We start from the raw sequence: 21,910 nt of genomic DNA, 5'->3' as shown, positions 1-21,910 counted from the left end.
GGACGCTCAGCCCACCGCCTCCGACGACGGCGCGGAGGGCAGCGAGTACGTCACCGGCGGCGGAAGCATCACGCGCACCTCGTCGCCCGCGCGGATGAGGCCCGGGCGTTCCACCCAGCCCACCAGCCCGCGCTTCTGCCACGCGGCCTTCACGAAGCGGCCCGCGAGGCCCTTCATGTCCGGGTGGTGCGCTTCAATCACGCGGCCCGGCCCCACGCAGGGCAGGTTCTCCCCTTCCATCACCAGCGTGGCCTCTTCCGGGAAGAACAACCGCGTCCCCGGAGGCAGGTGCGTCAGCCGGGGCACGCCCACGAGCTCCAGGTTCGCGCCCAGCCACGACGCCAGCACGTGGGGCACGCCCAGCGTGCGCGCCACCTCCACCATCTCCTCGCGCGACACGATGGAGAGCTGCCGCGTGTTGCGGATGAGCGTGCCCTTGGGGAACCACGGCACCCGCACGTCCGCCTTGCGCGTGAGGCCCGCGTGCCGGTCTCCCTCGATGCCTTCGAAGGTGACCCTCAGCTCCGGGACCTCCCGGGTGACGAAGCGCTTGGGTTCAGCGTCCGTGCACAGCAGCACGTTGGCCAGGTGTCCGGTCAGCGAGGGAGCAGGAGTGGGCATATCGGGCGCCCGTTCCAACACGCGGCCGCGACAAAATCAAAACAGGGTCATCTGCTGCGGCTTGCCCAGCGGGCGGGCGTCCGTGCCCGCGTCGCGCAGCGCCTGCGCCAGCTCCTCCGCGAAGCCGTGGCAGGTGATGACGTCCCGCGCGCCGGTGTCCTTCACGTAGCGAATGAGGGACGGGAAGTCCGCGTGGTCCGACAGCGGGAAGGCCACGTCCGCGCCGTAGCGCCGCGCGCCGCCGGGGTCCATGGCCCAGCCGGTGAGCACCGCCGTCGCCCGGGGCCAGTGCGGCGCCAGGGCCCCGCCCCGCGCCAGGTGCGGCGGGAAGAAGAGCACCTCGCCCGGCTCCACGCGGCCGTCGTAGCGGCGCAGGTTCTCGATGGGGACGCCCAGCTCCGCGTACAGCTCCGCGACTTCGAAGATGGACGGATGCGCCACCAGGTGGAAGCCGCGCAGGGCCAGCTGCTTCATCGCCTCCTGGCTCTTGCCCAGCGGATAGCCCAACAGCACCGGCGTCACGCCCCGGCTCAGCTGCGCGCGCAGCCACGTCTCCACCTGCCCCAGCACCTCCGGGCGCGGCGGGAAGCGGTAGCGCGGATGACCGAAGGTGGACTCGATGACCAGCGTGTCGCAGGTCGCGACCTCCGTGGCCTCCGCGGTGAGCGACGGCGCGGTGTTGAGGTCCCCCGTGTAGACGATGCGCTTGCCATCCGCGCGGGTGACGCGCAGCTGCGCGCTGCCCAGGATGTGGCCCGCGGGCAGCAGCTCCAACAGCAGCGGGCCCAATTCGAACGGACGGCGGAACGGCACGGACAGCGGGGCCGCCACGGGCCCCAGCCGGTGGGCCATGAAGCGCAGCGTGGCCGCCGTGGCGATGGTGCTCTCGTGACGGGCGATGTGGTCCGAGTGCCCGTGGCTGACGAAGGACAGCGGCGACTTGCGCTTCGCGTCCAGCGACAGGGGCGTGCCCGTCAGGTGCAGGCCGTTGCGTCTCAGCTCCACGCTCATGGGATGGGCGCTGTCATAACGCGGCCCGGCCGCTCGTGCTCCTGCCGGGGCCGCGTCGGATGCTCAGGCGGCGGGCGTGCGGCCCCGTGCCCGCCATCCGTCCCACACCGCCGTGCCCAGCTCCGACGCGAAGACGCCCACGACGATGAGCGCGCCGCCCAGCCACTCCTTCGGGCCCAGCACCTCGCGGCCCACCGCCACGGAGTAGGCCGAGGCGAACACCGGCTCCAGCGCGAAGATGAGCGCCGCGCGCACCGCGCTGGTGCGCGCCTGGCCCCAGGTCTGCACCAGGATGGCCACCGCGCTCGCGAGCACGCCACACGCGAGCACCGCCCCCACGAGCGGCGGGGTCCACTCCAGCTTGCGCTCCACGAAGGGCAGGCACAGCGCGGACATCACCGCCACGCCGACCAACTGCACGGCCACCAGGCCCACCGCGTTGTCCTTCGTCGCGAAGCGCTCGGTGAGCAGGATGTGGCCCGCGTACGCCACCGCGCACCCGACGGACAGCCAGTCCCCCAGGCGGAAGCCCCCCAGGTCTCCCGGCAGGGCCTCCTCGGTGGGCCGCGTCAGCCAGTACAGCCCCACCGCCGCCAGCACCACGCCCACGGCGGTGCCCCACCGGGGCATGCGCTTGAGCAGCACCATGGACATCAGCGGAACGAAGAGGACGTTGAGGCCGGTGAGGAACGCCGCGCGCGACGGCGTGGTGTCCGTCAGCCCCACCGTCTGGAGCACGAAGCACACGAACAGCACCACGCCCAGGAGCAGTCCCTTGGAAACGATGCCGGGCGCGAACATCCGCCCGCGCGCGATGAGCGCCATCACGGCCGCGCCCACCACGAAGCGCAGGGTGAGGAAGGTGAAGGGGTCCGCGAACGCGAGCGCGTCCTTCACGACCACGAACGTCAGGCCCCAGAAGACGGTGAGGAGCACCAGCGCTCCGTCCGCCTTCCACTGCGCACCCTCACGCCCTTCAGACACCGGATCCACCCTTCCCCGCCCACGGCATGAAGCAGGACTCCCAGCCGTTTGGCCCAGCCACCGGAGAAGCGCAACCCCCGTGGGGCGTCAGACGGGAAGCGGGCGCACCAGCACGACCAGTCGCTTGCTCCCCCCAGCCGCGTCCCACTGCTGGTTCGTGGCGACGGTCAGCGCGTCCGGCGCGGGGCGGAACCCCAGGCCAGAGAAGGTCCGCAGGGAGGCGGTGTTGTCCTCGTCGATGTCCGCGTGGAGCCGGTCCGCGCCCTGCCGGTGGATCTCCTCCACCAGGCACCGCACCAGCGCGGTGGCCACGCCCATGCGCCGCACCTTGGGAGACACCACCAGCGAGCGCACCCAGAAGCCATCCAGTGACAGTCCCTCCTGGTGGTAGTCGTCCGCCCACGCGAAGCCGAGCAGGTGCCCCTGCGCGTCGAAGGCGCCCGCCGCCGCGCCCACGCGCCTGTCTTGCGGCAGGCCCCAGCGGTCGCGCAGCTGCCGGCGCAGGAAGGTGCCGGACACCACCAGCCGCTCCGTGGCGAAGGCGAGCAGCGGGTCCAGGTCGTCCGGGCGCACCAGCCGGATCTCGAGCGGGCCCACGAACTGGCGGCGCAGCGGCTTCGTCCACCCGGAGAACAGGTCGCGCAGGTGGCGGAACACCGCCCGGGACGCGGGCTGCGTCCACACGCCAGACAGGGTGCGCTGCAAGAGGAACAGCGCCGGCCGGGTGGGCCGGGGCAGCCGCATCACCCACCGCCCGCGCTTGAGCGCGACGATGCGCCCCACCAGCTCCCCGCCCGCCACATCGGTGCCGCCCAACAGCGACTCCGTCACCCAGGGTTGGGTGGAGAGCACCACCTGCGCGGCCAGCCGGGGCCCGTGCCGCACCAGCGCCACGTCCCCGCGCGCCAGCCGCTCCGGTCCGCAGCGCAACAGCCGCACCGCGTCCCCGCTGCGGAGCAGCGGGTAGAGACACCGCCCCATGCCGCGCACCCACAGCCGGTGGCCGAAGGGCAGCGCCGCAAGCAGGTCCGCGAGCTCGGCCGTCGAGACGCCACCAGAGGGCATGACACCCACTCTGTCATGAAGGCGCCCCCGAAACCCGTCCCCGGTGCAGGCCCCACCCCCGCTTCGTCCGGAACCGGCTATGACACGGCCCCAGGTCCAGGCCAGGAGGGCCCATGCCGCCGACGATGCCCGAGGGTGACTACGCACCCGTGCCCCGCCAGGGGTGGTGGAGCCGCAACTGGAAGTGGGCGGTGCCCGTGGGCTGTCTGGGGATGCTGGGCTCGTGCTTCTGCGTCGCGGCCATCGCCGTGGGCTGGGGCTACTCGTCGTTCAAGGACATGGGCGCGTACACGGACGCCATCGCGGAGGCCCAGGAGGATCCGCACGTGCAGCAGGCCCTGGGCGGCACCTTCAAGCCGGGCTTCCCCAGCAACACCCAGGTGAGCACCCGCAACGGCCGCACCCACGCGGAGTTCACCGTCCCGCTGGACGGCCCCAAGGCGGACGGCAACCTCCACGCCGTGGCCGACAAGAACGGCGAGGCGTGGATCTTCCGCACCCTCTACGTGCAGGTGGAGGACGGGCAGCGCATCGACCTGCTCGACACGGGCGAGCCCTCCGCCGAGCCGCCGGAGCCGGAGGTGCCCCACGAGCTGGAGCCGGAAGACGCCGAGCCGTCGGAGCCGCCCGCGCAGAAGAAGCCCGACACCGACATCGAGCTGTAGGGCTCCGTCGGAAATGACGAAGGGCGCGCCCCGGGATGTCCCGGTGACGCGCCCCACGGTGTCACGCCCCGCCGTCAGGACGGCGGAAGCGGACTACTTCAGCTTCTGGATGCCTTCGCGCAGCGCGGGCAGGACCTTGAAGAGGTCGTCCACGAGGCCGTAGTCGGCCACCTGGAAGATGGGCGCCTCCGGGTCCTTGTTGATGGCGACGATGGTCTTCGAGGACTTCATGCCGGCCAGGTGCTGGATGGCGCCGCTGATGCCCGCGGCGATGTACAGCTTCGGCGCGACGACCTTGCCCGTCTGACCGACCTGCAGGTCGTTGGGAACCCAACCCGCGTCGCACACCGCGCGGGACGCGCCCACCGCGGCGCCCAGCAGGTCCGCCAGCGCTTCGACTTCCTTGAAGTCGCCCTTGGTGCCGCGGCCACCGGACACCACCACGCTGGCCTCGGTCAGCTCCGGACGGGCGCTCTTCACCTCGTTGAAGGACACGAACTTCGTCTTGGAGGCCTCCAGCTTCGGCTGGAAGGACTTCACCTCGGCGGACGCGCCCGCGCCAGCGACCGCCGAGAACTCCGTGGCGCGGATGCTGATGACCTGCACCGGCGTGTTGAGCTTCACCTCGGCGAACACGTTGCCGGCCCACATGGGACGGGTGAACGTGATGTCCGCGCCACCGCCGTTGATGGCGGTGATGTCGGTGGCCATGGCGGCCTTCAGCCGGGCGGCGACGCGCGGCAGCAGGTCCTTGCCCTGCGCCGTGGAGGCCGCGCCCACGAAGGTGGCCTTCAGCTCCTGTGCCAGCCCGGCGATGACGGGGGCGTAGACCTCCGCGAGGTAGTGCTCGAACTCAGGAGCGGCGGCGGTGTGGATGGCCTTGGCGCCGGAGCCCTTGAGCTCCTCCGCCAGCTTGGACGGGTCCTTGGACAACAGGACGAGGTGCAGCTCGGCGCCGGCCTTGTCGGCCAGCTGCTTGCCCGCGGCGATGGCGTTCAGGGAGGCCTTGCGCAGGTTCCCGTCCGGCTGCTGCTCGGCGACGATGAGGACGATGGACATGGTGTCTGTCTCCGGAATCGTTGGAAGGGTTGGGAGCGCGGTCAGACGACCTTCGCCTCGTTGTGCAGCTTCTCCACCAGGGTGGCCACGTCCGGAACCTTGATGCCCGCCTTGCGCGCCGGAGGCGACGCCAGCTTGAGCACCTGGATCTTCGGGGCCACGTCCACGCCCAGCTTCTCCGGCGTCAGCTCCTCGATGGGCTTGCTCTTCGCCTTCATGATGCCCGGGAGGCTGGCGTAGCGCGGCTGGTTCAGGCGCAGGTCCGTGGTGACGACGGCGGGCAGCTGGACCTCCACGGTCGCGAGCCCGTTGTCCACTTCACGCACCACCTGGACGCTCTTCTTGTCCGCGGTCAGCTTCACCGCCGGCGCCTTGGCCTTCTCCTCCGCGCTCTCCAGCGACTCCACCTTGGAGGCGAACGTGGCCTGGCCCCAGCCCAGGAACTCGGCCAGGTACTGGCCCACCTGGTTCTGGTCGTCGTCGATGGACTGCTTGCCCAGGAGGACGACGTCCGGCTTCTGCAGCTCCACGACCTTCTGGAGCAGACCGGCGATGCCCAGCTGATCCAGCGGGCCCGTGTGGTTCACCCACACGGCCTTGTGCGCGCCCATGGCCAGCGCGTGGCGCAGCTGCTCCTGCACTTCCTTGGGCCCGATGGAGACGACCACCACCTCGCCGCCATGGGCCGCGGCCAGGCGCAGGCCCTCTTCCACGCCGATTTCATCGAAGGGGTTGATCTTGTACTTCAACCCCTCCTTCACGATGTCCGAGCCGTCCGGCTTCACCTTGATCTTCGACTCGGGATCTTCCACGCGCTTGGCGGTGACGAGAATCTTCACGGCGGGCTCTCCTCAGTGGGGAGTGTTTGGAAATCGGGGCGGCTTGACGCGTCGCGCATCAGGGCCGGAGTAATAGACATCCGCACACGGCGGCGGCAACGGGAAAGCCCCGCCGGGCACAGTTTTGCTTTTCTACCTGAACAGTTCCTTCGCGATGACCAGGCGCTGCACCTGGCTCGTGCCCTCGTAGACCTGGATGAGCTTGGCGTCGCGCATCAGCTTCTCCACGGGGTATTCCTTCATGTAGCCGTAGCCGCCGAACACCTGCACGGCGTCCGTGGCGACCTTCATGGCCATGTCCGCGGCGAAGCACTTCGCATAGCTGGACTGGAGGGTGTTGCGCTGTCCTTCATCCAGCACCTGCGCGCTCTCGTAGGTGAGCAGGCGCGCGGCGTGGGTGTTCATGGCCATCTCCGCCAGCATGAACTGGACGGCCTGGTGCTCGCGGATGGCCTTGCCCATCGTGTGGCGCTGCGCGGAGTACTCCAGCGAGTGCTCCAGCGCCGCGCGGGCGATGCCAATGGAGATGCTCGCGGTGAGCGGGCGGCTGTTGTCCAGCGTGGCCATGGCGATCTTGAAGCCCTCGCCCTCCTCGCCGATGCGGTTGGCCACCGGGACACGCACCTCGTCGAACGTGACGGTGGTGGTGTTGCTGGCGCGCTGACCCATCTTGTTCTCGTGCTTGCCGGTGGTCAGGCCCTGCGGACGGCCCTCCACGACGAAGCAGGTGATGCCCTTGTGCTTCTTGCCCTTGTCCAGCGTGGCGAACACGGTGAACTGATCCGCGTAGCCGGCGTTGGTGATGAAGCACTTGCTGCCGTTGAGGACGTACTCGTCACCCTCGCGGCGCGCGGTGGTGCCCATGGCCGCCACGTCCGAACCCGCGGCGGGCTCCGTGAGACAGAAGCAGCTGAGCTTGAGCTTCTCCCCAAAGGGGGCCAGCAGGCGCTTCTTCTGGTCGTCCGTGCCGTGGAGGATGATGGGCAGGTTGGCCAGGTCGTTGGCGATGAGGGACGTGGCCACGCCCGCGCAGCCCCACGCCAGCTCCTCGCACACGATGACCTGCTCCAGGTGCGTCAGGCCCACGCCGTTGTACTCGGACGGGATGGCCATGTTGAGCAGACCCAGCTCGAAGGCCGCGGAGATGAGGTCCTTGGGGAAGTCGGAGGTCTCGTCGTAGTGGGGGGCCTTGGGGCGCACCACGTCACGGGCGTACTTGCGCGCGGCGTCCTGCAAGGCGCGCTGGGACTCGCTGAGCTGGAAATCCATGGGGCGTGCTCCGGGAGGGTTGATTCAAATATCAATCCGCTCCTCCTGCCATACCGCTCCCGCCGTCCAGGCGCCAGCCCCCGCGAGGGCCCCCCCGTCGTTCCAGGGACACCGGAACGGCAGGGGGACGGCCGGGTGGCTACTTCCCGGCGGGCTTGCCCTGCTTGGGGACCTTTTCCCAATCCGCGAGGAACTTCTGGATGCCCGCGTCGGTGAGGGGGTGGTTCGCCAGCTGGGTGATGACGTTGTAGGGCAGCGTGGCCACGTCCGCGCCCAGGCGCGCGGCCTGGAGGACGTGGACGGGGTTGCGCACGCTGGCCACCAGCACCTGCGTGGTGAAGTCGTAGTTCTGGTAGATCTCCAGGATGTGGGCGATGAGCTCCATGCCGTCCTGGGAGATGTCGTCCAGCCGGCCCACGAAGGGCGACACGTACGTGGCGCCGGCCTTGGCGCACAGCAGGGCCTGGTTGGCGGAGAAGCAGAGGGTGACGTTGGTGCGGATGCCGTCGGCGGTGAGCGCCTTGACGGCCTTCATGCCCTCCACGCCCATGGGAATCTTCACCACGACGTTGTCGTGGATCTTCGCCAGGCCCTGGCCTTCCTTGATGAGCTCCGGGGCCGTCAGCGACACGCACTCGGCGCTGATGGGACCGTCGACGATGGAGCAGATCTCCCGGATGGTCTCTTCCAGGTTGCGGCCGACCTTGGCCAGCAGTGACGGGTTGGTGGTGACGCCGTCCACGCAGCCCATTTCGTGGGCCTTGCGGATTTCGCCGACGTCCGCGCTGTCGATGAAGAACTTCATGCCGTCCCCTCGGTTTCCGGTGGTGAAGAAGGTTTCCCCGGCCACGGGCGGCCGGGCGGGCAGGCCGTAGCCCAGGCCCCCCCATGCGTCAAGGATGGCCGCCCACGGCGTGGCGGAGTAGAGGTAGCGCCCATCCATGGCCCGCGCTCCCCGCTCCACCGCCAAGAAGCCGAAACTGCGTGCCCTCCCCGGCCGCGCGCCGTCCCCCGCCCCCGTCAATCCTCGGGCCCGGGATGCGGATGACGAGGCCGCGCTCACGTACGCGCGCGGCGTGCTGGAGGCGGAGGCCCGCGCGATTCTGGGCGTCACGGACCGGCTGGGGGACGCGTTCCTGCGCGCGCTGAAGCTGGTGCGCGACTGCCCGGGGCAGGTGGTGGTGACGGGCATGGGGAAGGCGGGCCACATCGGCCAGAAGCTGTCCTCCACGTTGGCGTCCACCGGCATCCGCTCCGTGTTCCTCCACCCCGCGGAGGCCGTGCACGGCGACCTGGGCCGCGTGGGCGCGGGCGACGTCATCCTCGCGCTGTCCAACAGCGGCAGCACGGAGGAATTGCTGCGCCTCTTGCCCCTCTTCAAGCGCATGGGCACGCCGGTGGTGGCGCTCACCGGGGACGCGGACAGCCCGCTCGCGAAGGGCGCGGAGGTGGTGCTGGACATCGGCCGGATTGAAGAGGCCTGCCCCATGGGCCTGGTCCCCACCGCGTCCACCGCCGCGCTGCACGCAGTGGGCGACGCGCTGGCGATGACGCTCCTGCGTTCACGTCCCTTCGGGCGGGACGACTACGCGCTGCTGCACCCGGGCGGGAAGCTGGGGCGCTCCGTGCTGCGCGTCTTCGAGCTGATGCGCACGGGCCCCGCGAACCCGCTGGTGCTGGACACCGCGCGGCTGTCCCAGGCGGTGGTGGTGATGACCAACACGCCGGGCAGGCCGGGCGCCGCGTGCGTGGTGGACCGCGACGGGAAGCTGGAGGGCATCTTCACGGACGGCGACCTGCGCCGGCTGGTGGAGCGGGGCCACACGGACTTCGAGGTGCCGGTGCGGCAGGTGATGGGCAAGCGCCCGCGCTGCATCACCCCGGACACGCTGGTGCTCACCGCCGCCACGCAGATGCGCGAGCTGAGGGTGGACCAGCTGCCCGTGGTGGACGTCGAGGGCCGCGCGGTGGGCCTGCTCGACGTCCAGGACCTGCTGGCGGCGAAGTTCGTGTAGCTACTGCGACAGCTTCGCCTGCAGCGCGGCCTTGTTGGGGTAGTTGGGTACGTCCTGGGCCAGCTTCTCCCAGAGGGCCTTGGCGCCCTTCGCGTCGCCCTTGGCGAGCAGCGTGTCGCCCAGCTTCTCCACCGCGCCCGCGTCGGACTCCAGCGCCACGCTCCACACGCGCGCGCCCATGGGACGGCCCAGGCCCACCAGCGCCCAGGCCATGCCCGCCTTGGCGCGGCCGTTCTCCGGCTGGAAGGGCACCACGCGGGTGTAGTTGGCCAGGGCCTCCTGGTAGCGGCCGCGCGCCAGGTGCTCCTCGCCTTCATCCACCAGCTTGGTGAGGCCCGCCTCCAGCTCCGGCGTGCGCTCGGTGTTCTTCACCGCGTCCACCATCTCCGGCGACAGCGGGCGCGGCGCGTCCGACGGCATCGCGGCGGCCTGCGCGGTGGACTGGGACAGGCGCACCTTGCGGTCCGCGGCGCGCGACGCGAGCCACTTCTTCCTGCCGCCCGCCTTCACCGTCTCCTCGATGCGCACGCTCAGCTCGCGGGCCATGGCCGCGCGCTGGGATTCCGGGTGCGACGTCACCAGCGCGTCGAAGCCCTCGCGCGCGGACTTGAGCGCCTGGAGGTCCTCGCCCTTCGTCTCGAAGAGCAGCGACGAGTGGGCATAGAGCGCTTCTTCGTGGCGGGGCGCCACCTCCAGCACCCGCGCGTACGCCTTCAGCGCGTTGGCGCTGTCACCGCTCAGGTACAGCGCGTTGCCGCGCAGCACGTCCACGTCCAGCGCGGGCACCAGCGCGGCCAGGGCGCACGCGGCGGCGCCGGCGGCGTCCCCGGACTTCGCGCGGGCCTGCGCCACGGCCGCCATGGAGTCCAGCGCCTGGCCCGGCGTGAAGCCGCAGTGGGCGGCCTCCGGGGTGGGGATGGCCGCGTTGCCCAGCTTCTTGCGGGACGCGAGGAACAGCGCGCGCGCGCCGTCCGCCTTGGCCTGCGCCTGGCCCAGGTAGGACAGCGCCTCCGCGTTGCGGCCGTTCATGTAGTAGAGCTTGCCCAGCGACGAGGCGATCTCGAAGGTCTTCTCCCGCTCGCGCAGGCCTTCGGACGAGTCGAGTTGCTTCATCAGCTCCTCGGCGGAGGGCGGCAGCTTGTTCGTGTCCACCGTGGGGTGGCCCGACGGCAGCGGCGTGCCCGGAGCCACGGGGGAGCCCGCGGGCATCGTGGGGTGGCCGGCGGGCAATGCGCCGTTGGGGGCGGCGCCCATGCCGGTAGGCGACGCCTGGGTGCCGGGCGGAATCGTGGGGTGGCCGGGAGGCAGGGAGGTGGGCTCGGCCGCGAGCAGCGCGGTCGTGGCCAGGACGAGGGACAGGCTCATAGTTCGTGGACGGGGAAACGGGCGCCCATGTCGGGCCAGAAGAGGGCCTCGCGCTTGCGGACGTCCTGGGGGGCGAGCTTCGCGAGCAGTTCCTGCACCGTCACGCCCAGCACCGGGTGGCGGGCGTCGGGGGCCAGCTCCGCCAGGGGCTCCAGCGCGAAGCGGCGCTTGTGCAGTTCAAGGTGGGGCACCTGGAGGTTCGCGTCCGCGACGACGGAGTGGTCCTCCTCGTCCCACAGGAGGATGTCCAGGTCGATGGTGCGCGGGCCCCAGCGCTGCGTCCGGCGGCGGCCCAGGTCCTGCTCAATCCGCTGGAGGATGCACAGCAGGCGCTGCGGCGTCAGGTCGCACTCCAGCGCCACCACGGCGTTGAGGAAGCGCGGCTGCGCGGGCCCCACCGGGGCCGAGTCATAGAGGGAGGAACAGCCCAGCACCGACACCGCGTCGATGCACGACATCGCGGCAAGGGCGGCCACGAGGTGGGACTCGCGGTCGCCCTCGTTGGAACCCAGTCCTACATAGACGGTCGCACTCAAGGCTCCATCTCAACCGGGTTCACCAGGGTTCCGATTCCCTCCAGCTCCACCTCCACCGTGTCCCCCGCCTTGAGCGCGCCCACGCCAGATGGAGTGCCTGTGCTCACCAGGTCGCCGGGCAGCAGCGTCATGATGTGGGAGATGAAGGAGACCAGGCGGGCGGGGCTGAACACCATGTCGGACGTGCGGCCATCCTGGCGCACCTGTCCGTTCACCCGGCACACCACCCGCAGGTCCGCGGGGGACAGGCCCGTCACGGCCCAGGGGCCCGCGCAGGCGAAGGTGTCGTAGCCCTTGGCGCGGGTGTGCTGGATTTCCTTGCGCTGGATGTCGCGCGCGGTGACGTCGTTGAAGCAGGTGAGGCCCCAGATGGCGCGCGCGGCGGTGGCCTCGTCGGCGTTCTTCAGGCGCTCACTGATGACGAGCGCCAGCTCCGCTTCGTAGTGCACTTCCTGGCTCGCCTTGGGGAGGCGGATGGGCGCACCCGGGCCGTTGAGCGCGGTGGAGGGCTTGGTGAAGATGAGCGGCTCCGTGGGGATGGGCTTGCCCATCTCCTCCGCGTGCTTGCGGTAGTTCTGGCCGATGCAGACGACCTTCGACGCGTCCGACGGCGTGAGCAGCGTGAGGCCCTTGAGCGAACGGCGCAGGCCGGTCTCCTTGCCGCCGGCCCACGGCGCGGCGGTGAGCACCACCACCTCGTTGCCGTCGACGCGGCCGTAGCTGGCACGGCCCTCGACCTGGAAGCGGCAGTAACGGGCGGTCATGTCTTCCCCTGGAGGCCGAGCACGTCGGCCATGTCATAGAGTCCCGGAGCGCGGCCCGCCACCCAGCGCGCGGCCCTCAGCGCCCCTGTCGCGAACTGATCACGGTTCGTCGCGCGGTGGGTGAGCTCGATGCGCTCGCCCTCGCCGAAAAAGTAGACCGTGTGCTCGCCCACGACGTCCCCGCCGCGCAGCGCCTGCACGCCAATCTCACCCGGCGGGCGGGCGCCCGTCTGCCCCTCGCGCGCGAAGGTGAGGTCGTCCTTCGTGCGGCCCAGCGCGTCCATCAGCACCTCCGCCAGCTTGAGCGCGGTGCCGCTGGGCGCGTCCTTCTTCATGCGGTGGTGCGCCTCCAGCACCTCCACGTCGAACGACGGGCCCAGCACGCGCGCCAGCTCCGCCGCCATGCGGATGACCAGGTTCACGCCCACGGACATGTTGGGTGCCGCGACAATGGGGATCCGCTTCGCGTGCGCCTCCAGCTGCGCGCGCCCTTCCGGCGTGAAGCCCGTGGTGCCCACCACCAGCGCCACGCCGCGCTCGGCGCAGATGCGCGCGTGCCGCAGCGTGGCCTCCGGGCCGGTGAAGTCCACGACGACGTCCGCCTTCGCGCCGTCCAGCGCGCGGCCCAGGTCGTCGTGCGCAATCACGTCCAGCGGCGCGCCCAGCCGGGCCACGAGCCCCGCGTCCTGACCGGAGAGGGGGCTGCCCGGGCGCACCGTGGCGCCCACCACCGGAAGGTCGCTGGCGGCCTTCGCCAGGCGCACCAGCGTGCTGCCCATGCGGCCGGAGATGCCGGTGATGACGGTGCGGGTCATGGCGCGCTTTCCCTTCAGGCCTTCAGCAGGCCCAGCCCGGACAGCTCGGCCTTCAACTTCGCGGCGTTCGCCTCGCCCATGGGCACGAGCGGCAGCCGGACTTCCGGGCCGAACATGCCCATCAGGTGCAGCGCCCACTTCACCGGGATGGGGTTGGACTCCACGAAGAGCAGCCGGTGCAGTGCGTTCATCCGCACCTGGAGGCCGCGCGCCTTCGCGATGTCGTTGCTCCGCGCCGCCGCCACCAGGTCCGCCATCATGCGGGGCGCGACGTTGGAGGACACGGAGATGACGCCCTTGCCGCCGCACGCGATGAAGGGCAGCACCGTGAAGTCGTCGCCGGACAGGAACGTCATCCGGTCGCCGCACTTCTCCACCAGGTCCACCGCGCGGATGAGGTTGCCCGTGGCCTCCTTCAGCGCCACGACCTCCGGGATGTCACACAGCTGGAGCACCGTCTCCGGCAGCAGGTCCACGCCCGTGCGGCCCGGCACGTTGTAGGCGATGAGCGGGAAGCCCGGGTGCGCCTTCGCGATGGCGCGGTAGTGCTCCACCAGGCCCGCCTGCGTGGGCTTGTTGTAGTAGGGCGTGACGATGAGCGCGCCGTTGGCGCCCACCTCGCGCGCGCGGCGCACGGAATCCATCGTCTCGCGCGTGCTGTTGCTGCCCGCGCCCGCCACCACCGGCACGCGGCCCTTCACCTCGTCCACGACGACGGCGATGGCGCGCGCGCGCTCGTCCGCATCCATGGTGACCGCTTCGCCGGTGGTGCCCATGGGCAGCAGCACGTTCGTGCCGCCGTCCAGCTGGAAGCGCACCAGGGCCCGGAAGGCCCCCTCGTCCAGCGCGCCGTCGAGGAACGGAGTCGCCAGCGCCGTCATGGAGCCTTCGAAGGTCTTCATTCCGGCGCTTATACGTTCAGGCCCGCTCACCGCGCCAGAGGTCCTCGACGCGCTCGCGCTCCCGTACGACACGCCAGGCCGCTCCGTCCACCAGCACCTCCGCCGGCCGGGGCCGCGAGTTGTAGGTGGAAGCCATGCTCATCCCGTAAGCCCCGGCGCTCATGAAGGCGTACAGGTCGGCCTGGCGGGGCAACACCAGGGGGCGCGCCCGCGCGAGCACGTCCGTGGACTCACACACCGGCCCCACGACGTCCACCTCCACGTCCCGGCCGCGGCGCTTCACCACCGGCTGGAGGTCATGGTGCGCTTCGTAGAGGGCCGGGCGCAGCAGGTCGTTCATGCCCGCGTCGACGACGACGAAGGTCCGCGCTTCGGTGGGCTTCCGGTACAGCACGCGCGTGAGCAGCACGCCCGCGTTGCCCACGAGCGCCCGCCCCGGCTCCAGCAGCAGCGTGGCCCCGGTGGCCTCCGTCGCGTTCAGCACCGTGCGCGCGTACTCCTGGGGGCTGGGCGGCGTCTCATCCGAATAGGTGATGCCCAGCCCGCCACCCACGTCCAGGTACTCCAGCGCGTGGCCCCGGGCCTTGAGCGTGACGTAGAGGTCCGCCACCTTGGTGAGGGCGGCCTTCATGGGGGCGGTGCGCGTGAGCTGCGAGCCGATGTGGCAGTCCAGCCCCAGCGCCTTCAGCCCCTTCATCTTCTTCGCCTTCGCGTAGAGGGCGACCGCCTCCTCGAAGGGCACACCGAACTTGGACGTCTTCAGGCCGGTGGAGATGTAGCGGTGCGTGCGCGCGTCCACGTCCGGGTTCACGCGCAGGGCGAACGGCGCGCGCTTGCCCAGCTTTCGCCCCACGGCATCCAGCGCCTCCAGCTCCTCCGCGCTCTCCACGTTGAAGAGCAAGAGGCCCTGGGACAGCGCCTGGGCCATCTCGTCCGGCGTCTTGCCCACGCCCGCGAACACCGTCCTGCCCGGTTCGCCGCTGGCCTGCTTCACGCGCGCCAGCTCGCCGCCGGACACGATGTCGAAGCCGCTGCCCAGCCGGGCGAAGAGGCCCAGGATGGCCAGGTTGGAGTTGGCCTTCACCGAGTAGCAGATGAGGTGCTTCTGCCCCTGGAACGCCTCCGTCACCGCCTGGAAGCGCTCCGTGAGCGCGGCGGTGGAGTAGACGTACGTGGGGGTGCCCACCGCGTCCGCGATGGCGGGCAGCGGCACCTTCTCGGCGTGCAGCACGCCCTTCTGGTGGTGGAAGAAGCTCACTCGGGCAGCCCGGCGTCTACGGTGGACGGAGGCACCGTGGGGCCGGAGGGCTCCACGGGTCCGCGTGGCGATTGCTGCGCGGGAATCGTCTCCGCAGTGGGCGCGGGCAGCGGCGCCGGCCGGGGCGCGCGGGGGCTGCCCTTGATGCCGCACGCCACCAGCGCGAACGTCAGGCTGGCGGCGGCGAACAGCCGCGGGAGGGAGGAGCGCATGGGCTAGAACCGGATGGCCAGCATGCCGCGGATGGCGTGCGCGGTGCTGAGCTCCTGGCCCGGCAGGTTCAGGTCCTTCAGGCCGTCCAGCGGGAAGAGGATGCCGTAGTCGATGCCCGCCACGAAGCCGTCCTCGGTGATGTAGCGCGCGCCGATGTCCGCCTCCAGGCCCAGGCTCTTGCTGATGTAGGACGGCGTCGACTCCGCGTAGAACGCCTGCGAGTAGATGACGCTGCCGTAGACGTCGAAGCCCTCCGCGATGGAGTACTTGAGGCCCGGCTTCACGTAGAACGCGTCGGTGACGCCATTGAGGATGGACCGCCACAGGATGACGTCCACGCGGTAGTCGCGGTTGAAGCGGAAGTTGCGGATGGCGTTGTCGCTGCAGCCGCCGTTGTCGCAGCTGTACTGACGGCCCTCCACGTCGCCCGGCGCGGTGTTGCCATCCGAGCCCGAGCCCTGACGGCCCGGGTAGTTGCCGAAGCCCGGCGCCCTGTCACCGGAGGCGAAGCCCATCTCGATGCCCAGGTGCAGCTTGTTCTCGATGACGTGGAACTCCGTCTGGAGCACGCCGCCGAACTGCGCGATGCGCAGCGACTGGGTGGTGGGGTCGTTGGCCGTGAGGGCGCGCCCGTCGATGGAGCCCAGCTGCGCGGCGAACTCGGCCTCGATGCGGAACTTCTTCTCCTCGTACTTGAACCACAGGTCCGGGATGTAGAGCGTGCCGCCGCGCGGGACGAACGCCGGCGTGGTGACGGTGATCGGGTTGGAGGGGTTCGCCACGTCGAACGGGACGCCCGTCTCCGACAGGGTGGAGTACCGCTGCGTGCGGTAGGTGAAGTACAGGCCGTAGTTGAGGACGCCCTGGTTGTTGTCCAGCTTGGCCTTCTGCTGCTGCTCGGTGTCGCGCCGCGCGATGGCCAGCACCAGGCTGTGCGCGTCGTCGGACTGGGTGAGGTCCACCGGCTCGCCCAGGGTGTTGGCCTTCTCCGTGGACAGGCCCTCCGAGTTGAAGTCCAGCATGGGCGTCACGTACCAGCCGGCGAACGGCTCCGTGACGAACTGGATGCGGTCCACCGTGTCGCCGTAGTCGCAGTCCAGGCAGTTGCCGTCGTTGCGCAACATGCCCAGGCCCCAGTGGCTGCCCATGCGGCCGAAGCGCAGGATGCCCACCGGCGTCGTCACCTCACCGTACGCGCGCCGCACGATGACGGAGTCCTTGAACGCGTTGACGGCGGAGTTGGACGGGGACTCGTTCTCAGAGAAGAGCGTGAAGTTGTTGCGCCCATCCCCGCTGTAGGCGCTGTCCGGGTTGGAGCCCAGGAGGACGTTGTCCAGCGCGTCCACCTGCGCCTTGATGCGCACGTCCTCGGAGACGTTGAAGGACGGGTCCAGGCGGAAGCGCATGTTGGCGCCCGCCTGGGTCTGCTCGGAGGCGGAGCGCGGCGAGCGCGTCCACAGCTGGCGGCCCAGGGGCGTGCCGGAGGGCAGCGCGGGCTTGCCCAGGTCGAACTTGTAGAAGAGCACGGGGCGGACGCGCAGGTAGCCGTCCAGCGTGAACAGCTCCAGCTTGCGCTTCTCCTCCGTCCACTCCTCCTGCCAGTCGTTGTTGGCCACGGCCTGGGTGGCCGTCTGCGCGCGGATGTCCTCGCGCAGCTCCTGACGCGTGGCCTCCAGGCGCTGCTCCAACTCCTCGCGGCTGACGGAGCCCTCCGTGGTGGGGGCGGGGGAAACGGCGGCCGGAGCCGCGGGAGCCGCGGCGGGAGCCGACTCCTGGGGTGCCGAGGGCGTGGTGCCACCATCGGGCACCGGCGTCTGCGCGGTGGCCGTGGACGAGGCGACGAGCAGCGCCGCCAGCAGGACGTGAGACATGGTCAACGGTCTCCGGGGCCGCGACATGACGCGGCCGGGTGTAAAGGGCGGGCGATTCAAGCCATGCCCCCCTGGGGTGTCAACGTCTACGGGATCGGGGTTTCGGGCCGATGACGGCGGAAGCCGGCCCCTTCCCCGCCGCCGTCCCCTTCCGGGACGCGCGGACAGCAACCATGGAGAGCGGCTGACATTTCGGACAGAAATGCGTGGTGCGCCCACCCTGGGTGAAGGACTCCACCGTCGTTCCGCACTTCGAGCACGGCCCGTTCGCCCGTCCGTAGACGCGGAAGCGGTTCACGGAGCCCGCCTCCTCTAGATAGGTGATGTCCTCGCCCTCCTGCTCCTTGAAGGCGAAGTCGAACGCGGCGTGGATGGCCTTGGCCAGGTGCTTCCAGTCGTCAGGCGTGAGGGTGCCGGGCTTGCGCGCCGGGTGCAGCCCCGCGCGGAAGAGCGCCTCCGCGGCGTGGATGTTGCCCAGGCCCGCCACGCGGCCCTGGTCCATCAGCGCCACCTTCAAGTCCTGCTTGGAGTCCCCCACCGCCTCCTGGAGCTGGGGGCCAGTGAGCCCTTCCGTCAGGGGGTCTATCCCCAGGGCCTTCACCGAGGGCAGCTCCCACAACTCCTTCGCGGGCACGGGCTCCATGCGGCCGAAGAGGCGTGGATCACTGAAGTGGACCACGTGGCCGTCATCCAGGTGGAAGCGGGCGCGGCTGTGGGGGACGGGCTCGCCTTCCTTCCGGCGCACGAACTTGCCCGTCATGCCCAGGTGGGCCATCAGGCCGTGGCCGCCCTCCAGGCTGAGCAGCAGGTACTTCCCCTTGCGTTCCAGGGTGGTGACGCGTCCGGTGAGCCGGGTGAAGTGGGGCAGCTCCGCCCCCCGGAAGACGCGGGTGGGGTCCGCTTCCGCGCGCACGATGCGGTGGCCCTTGAACCAGCGCTCCAGGTTGCGCCGGGCGATCTCCACTTCCGGTAGTTCAGGCATCCAGGCGCCGGGGCATACCACCGGACTGTCTCCGGTGCATGTCCCCCGGTGGATGGCGCGCCGGGAAGGTGCTTGCCCGGAACGTGGCGGCACGGCTACGACGGGCCGCGAAGGCCTCCAACCCCCAAGAGAAGGACGACTCGCCCATGCAACGGATGGTCACCGCACTCCTGACCCTCACCCTGGCCTCGGGCCTCTCCACGGGCTGCGCCAAGCAGCGCGTGGGCGCGGAGAAGGCGATTGCCAGTGTCCTCATCTCCGACGAGCAGGAGAACCAGCTCGGCCTCCAGGTGAAGAAGGAGCTGGAGACGAAGGAGAACATCAAATACGTGGAGGACCCGCAGGTGCTGGAGTACGTCCGCGGCATCTCCGGGCCCATCCTCGCGCAGGCCAACAAGGACCGCTCCGGGGTGAAGTGGAAGGTCAACGTCATCAATGACCCGAAGACGGTCAACGCCTTCGCCACGCCGGGTGGCTTCCTCTACGTGTACACGGGCCTGCTGCTCGCGGCGGACACGGAGTCGGAGCTGGCGGGCGTGATGGCGCACGAGGCGGGCCACGTGGTGGGCCGTCACTCCGCACGCGCCATGGTGAACGCCTACGGCCTGCAGGCCATCACCCAGGTGGCGCTGGGCCAGAACCCGGGCACGGCCGCGCAGATCGCCGCGCAGCTGGCGGGCGGAGGACTGCAGCTGGCGCACGGCCGCAGCGAGGAGACGGAAGCGGACGAGTACGGCGCGAAGTACTCCTCCGCCGCGGGCTTCGACCCCAACGGCCTCATCACCTTCTTCCAGAAGCTCCAGAAGGAGCAGGGCTCCACGCCGGGCGTGCTCAAGTGGCTGTCCACGCACCCCACCAACGAGGACCGCATCGCGCACCTGCGGAAGATCATCGCGCAGCAGGGCCTCAAGGGTGACCGCAACACCGCGGGCGGGCTGACGGCCATCCAGGCGAAGCTGCCCAAGCAGTAGTCACCCCTTTTCCGGTCCCCGGCGCTCTCAGTGCACGGACGGGTTGTCACTCCCGTCCTGCTCGAGCCCCGGGGGCTCCGGATCCTTGCCCTCCGCCACGCGGCGCTTGCGCTTGAACAGCGCGAGCCGCGTCTTCCGGGCGCTGGCGGCGCTCTTGGCCGCGCCGGGCGTCTTGAGGGGCGGCTCCAGGGGCGCGGGCTGGCCGAAGTCCCTCGCGCCCTTGGCCTTCCCCTGCGCGGAGGCGTGTTCGAGGATGGCGTTGAGCTCCCCTCCGAGGATGAAGATGAGCCCGGAGATGTAGAGCCACAGCAGCAGCACCACCACGCCACCGATGGAGCCGTAGGTGACGTCGTACTTGCCGAAGTGCTCCACGTACTGGGTGAAGCCCCAGGTGCTGCCCAGCCACGCCAGCGTGCCAAGCACGGAGCCCGGGGTGATGTACTTGAAGCGCTGCTTCACATCCGGCAGCAGGTAGTAACAGAGCGACAGCATCAGCATCACCAGCGCCGCGGTGAAGGGCCAGCGCAGCCAGGACCAGACGAGGTGGAACTCGTCGATGAGCGCCAGCTTGTCCGCCGCCCACGCCCCCACGCGCCCTCCCAGGAGCAGGATGGCGAAGGACAGGGGAATCAGCAGGCCGCCCATCAGCGTCACCATCAGCGCCAGGCCCTGCGTCTTCCAATAGGGCCGGGACTCCGACACGTCGTAGGCCATGTTGAGCGCCTTGCGCAGGGCATCCACGCCGCGCGACGCGGTCCACAGCGCCACCACGAGACCCACGGTGAGCAGCTTGGGACGCGTCTCCCCGACGATGGAGGTCAGGTGCTGGCTCACCACGCCCAGCGCGTCGCCGGGCACCAGCGGGCGGATGCGCTCCATCATCGCGTCCACGGCGCCGGGCGCGAACGGCATGTACGCCACCAGCGTGACGAGGAAGAACAGGAAGGGGAACAGGGAGAAGATGAAGTAGTAGGACAGCTGCGCCGCCACGTCGGTGACGGTGTCCTCTTCAATCTCCTTCCAGAAGCGACGCGCGAACTCCCTCCACGTCAGGTACTTGAGCCGTGGCAGCCCCATGTGCTTCCCCCTCCGGGTCTGTGGGGAGCCAATGTGGGGTCGGTCCGGGCATTCGGCAGCAGGCAGGCGGCCGAGCGCTCACGGTCAGAGGCGCTGGCGACGTGCCGGGTGTTGAACGCTAGACGAGCCCAGAGGGCAGGTAGCGGCCCAGCAGCGGGCGCAGGCGGCTCTTCACGTCCGCGGGGATGCGGGTGCGGTCGGTGAAGATGGCCAGCGCGAGCGCGCTGGCGCAGCGACAGGTGGTGGGCGTGCTCGCGATGCGGGGCAGCGCGCGGCGCAGGAGCGCGGCGCCGTGGGCGGTGACGGCGTCCAGCCGCTGGGTGAACTGCGGAAGGAGCGCTTCGGGCTCCTGGCCCACGGGCTGCGAGCGCCAGGAGTCGTGGTCGGTGGGCAGCGCGATGAGGGCGTAGTGCAGCTCCGCCTCGCGGGCGAGCCGCGCCTCCGGCATGGCGGTGAGCCCCACCAGGTCCCCGCCCCACGTGCGGTACAGCTGGCTCTCCGCCTGGGTGCTCAAGGAGGGGCCCTCGATGCAGACGTAGGTGGCGGAGGAGTGCACCTCCGTGTCGCTCGTCGTATCGCTCTTGGGGGCCGCGTCGATGAGCGTCTGGCGCAGGGTGGCGCAGAAGGGCTGGGCCAGCTCCACGTGCACGGCGACGTCGTCGTAGAACGTGCAGGGGCGGCGGTAGGTCCGGTCGATGACCTGATCCGGCAGGGCCAGGTGCAGCGGCTGGATGGAGTCACGCAGGCTGCCCACGGTGCCGGTGGCGAGGACGTGGGTGACGCCGAGCGTCTTCAGGGCGAAGAGGTTGGCGCGGTAGGGGGCGCGGGTGGCGTTGTGGACGTGACCCTGGCCGTGGCGGAAGACGAAGAGGATGGGGACTCCGTCCAGCTCCGTGGTGATGAGTGGGGCGCTGTGGGGCCCGAAGGGCGTCTCCACGGAGAGGTGTTCGCCGCGCCCCTGGAGTCCCAGGGCCTGGTAGAGGGCCTGGCCCCCGATGATGCCCACCTTGACCGCCGCCATGCGTCTCCTCTCGCCCGGTCGCCGGGCGTAGGCCTGACGATATCGCGGGGGGCTCGCCCAGGAAGCTCGGAAGACTGGTAGCTTTCACATTTGCCATGCGTCTTCTTCCGCGCCTCGTCGTCCTCAGCGTCCTGTTTGGAACCCCTGCCCTGGCCGGTCCCGTCCCGCCCGGATGCGAGGAGGACGCCACCATGTGCAAGGAGGACTGCACCATCGAGTACGGCGGCAACGGCGCCGCCATCAAGAAGCTGACGCGCTGTTTCGACAGCTGCCTGGACAAGCGCACCCAGTGCACCCGCCAGTTCAACGCGGTGAACAACCGGGCGCCGGACGCACCGGAGGCCGCGCCCGAGCGCCGGACGAGCAAGACGGAAGCGGCCAAGCTGCGCGAAATCGAGGAGAAGGACCGCCGCCGCGAGGAGGACCCGTTCGGCGACGAGGAGAACAAGCAGCCGCGCGCGAGGCCGGTGCGCGACTCCTACGATGATCCGCCGGAGCCGCCCCCGGAGCGCACGGGCTACCGCGCGTCGGACGAGAAGCCCGCGAAGAACAACGGGCGTCAGCAGGCGGCCGTTCCGGCGAGGGCCCGCGAGCCGGAGCGCACGCC

Annotated in this window: 22 protein-coding genes and 1 pseudogene; 4 read left to right on the top strand and 19 right to left on the bottom strand. The window is 70.4% G+C overall.

The window, feature by feature from the left end:
* Nucleotides 1-6 precede the first annotated feature (6 nt).
* The 4 genes from D7Y15_RS11500 to D7Y15_RS11485 all read right to left on the bottom strand — a co-directional run bounded on the left by D7Y15_RS11500 (nt 7) and on the right by D7Y15_RS11485 (nt 3,681).
* Nucleotides 7-621, bottom strand: coding sequence for an MOSC domain-containing protein (locus D7Y15_RS11500; protein WP_120581594.1), 615 nt, complete (start codon nt 619-621; stop codon nt 7-9).
* Nucleotides 622-657: 36 nt separating this feature from the next.
* Nucleotides 658-1,632 (bottom strand): MBL fold metallo-hydrolase, encoded by a 975-nt coding sequence (locus tag D7Y15_RS11495; protein WP_121752578.1) that lies wholly within the window; start codon nt 1,630-1,632, stop codon nt 658-660.
* A gap of 63 nt (nt 1,633-1,695) precedes the next feature.
* Nucleotides 1,696-2,616, bottom strand: coding sequence for a DMT family transporter (locus tag D7Y15_RS11490; protein ID WP_368667332.1), 921 nt, complete (start codon nt 2,614-2,616; stop codon nt 1,696-1,698).
* 87 nt (nt 2,617-2,703) lie between these two features.
* Nucleotides 2,704-3,681, bottom strand: a complete 978-nt coding sequence (locus tag D7Y15_RS11485) for a GNAT family N-acetyltransferase (RefSeq protein ID WP_172814847.1) — start codon at nt 3,679-3,681, stop codon at nt 2,704-2,706.
* Between the two features lie 113 nt (nt 3,682-3,794).
* On the opposite strand from D7Y15_RS11485, the gene D7Y15_RS11480 reads away from it, so the two are divergent.
* The gene (locus D7Y15_RS11480; RefSeq protein ID WP_120577279.1) at nt 3,795-4,346 is read left to right on the top strand and encodes a cytochrome c oxidase assembly factor Coa1 family protein; all 552 of its coding nucleotides are present in this window, start codon (nt 3,795-3,797) and stop codon (nt 4,344-4,346) included.
* Between the two features lie 93 nt (nt 4,347-4,439).
* On the opposite strand, the gene D7Y15_RS11475 is transcribed toward D7Y15_RS11480, so the two are convergent.
* From D7Y15_RS11475 to fsa, 4 genes are all read right to left on the bottom strand, one after another.
* Nucleotides 4,440-5,405, bottom strand: a complete 966-nt coding sequence (locus tag D7Y15_RS11475; protein WP_120577278.1) for an electron transfer flavoprotein subunit alpha/FixB family protein — start codon at nt 5,403-5,405, stop codon at nt 4,440-4,442.
* A gap of 41 nt (nt 5,406-5,446) precedes the next feature.
* A complete protein-coding gene (locus tag D7Y15_RS11470) occupies nt 5,447-6,244 on the bottom strand; it encodes an electron transfer flavoprotein subunit beta/FixA family protein (RefSeq protein WP_121752576.1) in 798 nt (265 codons plus the stop codon).
* Nucleotides 6,245-6,376: 132 nt separating this feature from the next.
* Nucleotides 6,377-7,513 carry an acyl-CoA dehydrogenase family protein gene (locus tag D7Y15_RS11465; RefSeq protein WP_121752575.1) on the bottom strand — a complete coding sequence of 379 codons (1,137 nt, stop codon included), beginning with the start codon at nt 7,511-7,513 and terminating at the stop codon, nt 6,377-6,379.
* A gap of 139 nt (nt 7,514-7,652) precedes the next feature.
* The gene (gene fsa, locus D7Y15_RS11460; protein WP_014399257.1) at nt 7,653-8,318 is read right to left on the bottom strand and encodes a fructose-6-phosphate aldolase; all 666 of its coding nucleotides are present in this window, start codon (nt 8,316-8,318) and stop codon (nt 7,653-7,655) included.
* A gap of 136 nt (nt 8,319-8,454) precedes the next feature.
* Between fsa and D7Y15_RS11455 the strand changes: the two genes are divergently transcribed.
* Nucleotides 8,455-9,528, top strand: coding sequence for an SIS domain-containing protein (locus D7Y15_RS11455; protein ID WP_120577275.1), 1,074 nt, complete (start codon nt 8,455-8,457; stop codon nt 9,526-9,528).
* Here the strand turns inward: D7Y15_RS11455 and D7Y15_RS11450 are convergent, their stop codons facing one another.
* The 9 genes from D7Y15_RS11450 to mutM form a co-directional block, all read right to left on the bottom strand.
* On the bottom strand, nt 9,529-10,893 hold the full coding sequence (locus D7Y15_RS11450) for a hypothetical protein (protein ID WP_121752574.1): 1,365 nt from the start codon (nt 10,891-10,893) through the stop codon (nt 9,529-9,531).
* Nucleotides 10,890-11,429, bottom strand: a complete 540-nt coding sequence (gene folK, locus D7Y15_RS11445) for a 2-amino-4-hydroxy-6-hydroxymethyldihydropteridine diphosphokinase (protein WP_121752573.1) — start codon at nt 11,427-11,429, stop codon at nt 10,890-10,892. The genes D7Y15_RS11450 and folK overlap by 4 nt, the downstream gene beginning before the upstream one ends.
* A complete protein-coding gene (locus tag D7Y15_RS11440; protein ID WP_120599242.1) occupies nt 11,426-12,193 on the bottom strand; it encodes a fumarylacetoacetate hydrolase family protein in 768 nt (255 codons plus the stop codon). Before D7Y15_RS11440 ends, folK begins: the two co-directional genes overlap by 4 nt.
* Nucleotides 12,190-13,008, bottom strand: a complete 819-nt coding sequence (gene dapB, locus D7Y15_RS11435; protein ID WP_121752572.1) for a 4-hydroxy-tetrahydrodipicolinate reductase — start codon at nt 13,006-13,008, stop codon at nt 12,190-12,192. The genes D7Y15_RS11440 and dapB overlap by 4 nt, the downstream gene beginning before the upstream one ends.
* 14 nt (nt 13,009-13,022) lie before the next feature.
* Nucleotides 13,023-13,910, bottom strand: coding sequence for a 4-hydroxy-tetrahydrodipicolinate synthase (dapA, locus tag D7Y15_RS11430; RefSeq protein ID WP_121752571.1), 888 nt, complete (start codon nt 13,908-13,910; stop codon nt 13,023-13,025).
* A 16-nt stretch (nt 13,911-13,926) separates the two neighbouring features.
* Nucleotides 13,927-15,168, bottom strand: a complete 1,242-nt coding sequence (lysA, locus tag D7Y15_RS11425) for a diaminopimelate decarboxylase (protein WP_121752570.1) — start codon at nt 15,166-15,168, stop codon at nt 13,927-13,929.
* Nucleotides 15,165-15,380, bottom strand: a complete 216-nt coding sequence (locus tag D7Y15_RS11420; protein ID WP_120577268.1) for a hypothetical protein — start codon at nt 15,378-15,380, stop codon at nt 15,165-15,167. Before D7Y15_RS11420 ends, lysA begins: the two co-directional genes overlap by 4 nt.
* Before the next feature lie 3 nt (nt 15,381-15,383).
* The gene (locus tag D7Y15_RS11415; RefSeq protein WP_233597059.1) at nt 15,384-17,252 is read right to left on the bottom strand and encodes a TIGR04551 family protein; all 1,869 of its coding nucleotides are present in this window, start codon (nt 17,250-17,252) and stop codon (nt 15,384-15,386) included.
* 79 nt (nt 17,253-17,331) lie between these two features.
* Nucleotides 17,332-18,234, bottom strand: a complete 903-nt coding sequence (mutM, locus tag D7Y15_RS11410) for a bifunctional DNA-formamidopyrimidine glycosylase/DNA-(apurinic or apyrimidinic site) lyase (RefSeq protein WP_121752569.1) — start codon at nt 18,232-18,234, stop codon at nt 17,332-17,334.
* Between the two features lie 146 nt (nt 18,235-18,380).
* Between mutM and D7Y15_RS11405 the strand changes: the two genes are divergently transcribed.
* Nucleotides 18,381-19,205 carry a M48 family metallopeptidase gene (locus D7Y15_RS11405; protein ID WP_121752568.1) on the top strand — a complete coding sequence of 275 codons (825 nt, stop codon included), beginning with the start codon at nt 18,381-18,383 and terminating at the stop codon, nt 19,203-19,205.
* A gap of 27 nt (nt 19,206-19,232) precedes the next feature.
* Here D7Y15_RS11405 and D7Y15_RS11400 read toward each other — a convergent pair whose 3' ends face one another.
* Both D7Y15_RS11400 and D7Y15_RS11395 read right to left on the bottom strand, forming a co-directional pair.
* Nucleotides 19,233-20,282, bottom strand: a complete 1,050-nt coding sequence (locus D7Y15_RS11400) for a YihY/virulence factor BrkB family protein (protein ID WP_121752567.1) — start codon at nt 20,280-20,282, stop codon at nt 19,233-19,235.
* 118 nt (nt 20,283-20,400) lie between these two features.
* Nucleotides 20,401-21,303, bottom strand: coding sequence for an MTAP family purine nucleoside phosphorylase (locus D7Y15_RS11395; RefSeq protein ID WP_121752566.1), 903 nt, complete (start codon nt 21,301-21,303; stop codon nt 20,401-20,403).
* Between the two features lie 191 nt (nt 21,304-21,494).
* Here D7Y15_RS11395 and D7Y15_RS11390 point away from each other — a divergent pair.
* Nucleotides 21,495-21,910: pseudogene (locus D7Y15_RS11390) on the top strand (hypothetical protein); the annotation flags it as partial.

Origin of the sequence: Corallococcus sp. AB030, assembly GCF_003668965.1 — a bacterium.
GTDB lineage: Bacteria > Myxococcota > Myxococcia > Myxococcales > Myxococcaceae > Corallococcus > Corallococcus exiguus.
The sequence above is the reverse complement of the archived record's forward strand: the minus strand, read 5'-3'. Positions and strand labels throughout refer to the sequence as shown.

Bases quoted from the DNA above. Each gene is read 5' to 3' on its own strand.
- D7Y15_RS11500 (WP_120581594.1), bottom strand. From the start codon at position 621: ATGCCCACTCCTGCTCCCTCGCTGACCGGACACCTGGCCAACGTGCTG.
- D7Y15_RS11495 (WP_121752578.1), bottom strand. From the start codon at position 1,632: ATGAGCGTGGAGCTGAGACGCAACGGCCTGCACCTGACGGGCACGCCC.
- D7Y15_RS11485 (WP_172814847.1), bottom strand. From the start codon at position 3,681: ATGCCCTCTGGTGGCGTCTCGACGGCCGAGCTCGCGGACCTGCTTGCG.
- D7Y15_RS11480 (WP_120577279.1), top strand. From the start codon at position 3,795: ATGCCGCCGACGATGCCCGAGGGTGACTACGCACCCGTGCCCCGCCAG.
- D7Y15_RS11475 (WP_120577278.1), bottom strand. From the start codon at position 5,405: ATGTCCATCGTCCTCATCGTCGCCGAGCAGCAGCCGGACGGGAACCTG.
- D7Y15_RS11465 (WP_121752575.1), bottom strand. From the start codon at position 7,513: ATGGATTTCCAGCTCAGCGAGTCCCAGCGCGCCTTGCAGGACGCCGCG.
- fsa (WP_014399257.1), bottom strand. From the start codon at position 8,318: ATGAAGTTCTTCATCGACAGCGCGGACGTCGGCGAAATCCGCAAGGCC.
- D7Y15_RS11455 (WP_120577275.1), top strand. From the start codon at position 8,455: ATGGCCCGCGCTCCCCGCTCCACCGCCAAGAAGCCGAAACTGCGTGCC.
- D7Y15_RS11450 (WP_121752574.1), bottom strand. From the start codon at position 10,893: ATGAGCCTGTCCCTCGTCCTGGCCACGACCGCGCTGCTCGCGGCCGAG.
- D7Y15_RS11440 (WP_120599242.1), bottom strand. From the start codon at position 12,193: ATGACCGCCCGTTACTGCCGCTTCCAGGTCGAGGGCCGTGCCAGCTAC.
- dapB (WP_121752572.1), bottom strand. From the start codon at position 13,008: ATGACCCGCACCGTCATCACCGGCATCTCCGGCCGCATGGGCAGCACG.
- dapA (WP_121752571.1), bottom strand. From the start codon at position 13,910: ATGAAGACCTTCGAAGGCTCCATGACGGCGCTGGCGACTCCGTTCCTC.
- D7Y15_RS11420 (WP_120577268.1), bottom strand. From the start codon at position 15,380: ATGCGCTCCTCCCTCCCGCGGCTGTTCGCCGCCGCCAGCCTGACGTTC.
- D7Y15_RS11415 (WP_233597059.1), bottom strand. From the start codon at position 17,252: ATGTCTCACGTCCTGCTGGCGGCGCTGCTCGTCGCCTCGTCCACGGCC.
- mutM (WP_121752569.1), bottom strand. From the start codon at position 18,234: ATGCCTGAACTACCGGAAGTGGAGATCGCCCGGCGCAACCTGGAGCGC.
- D7Y15_RS11405 (WP_121752568.1), top strand. From the start codon at position 18,381: ATGCAACGGATGGTCACCGCACTCCTGACCCTCACCCTGGCCTCGGGC.
- D7Y15_RS11400 (WP_121752567.1), bottom strand. From the start codon at position 20,282: ATGGGGCTGCCACGGCTCAAGTACCTGACGTGGAGGGAGTTCGCGCGT.
- D7Y15_RS11395 (WP_121752566.1), bottom strand. From the start codon at position 21,303: ATGGCGGCGGTCAAGGTGGGCATCATCGGGGGCCAGGCCCTCTACCAG.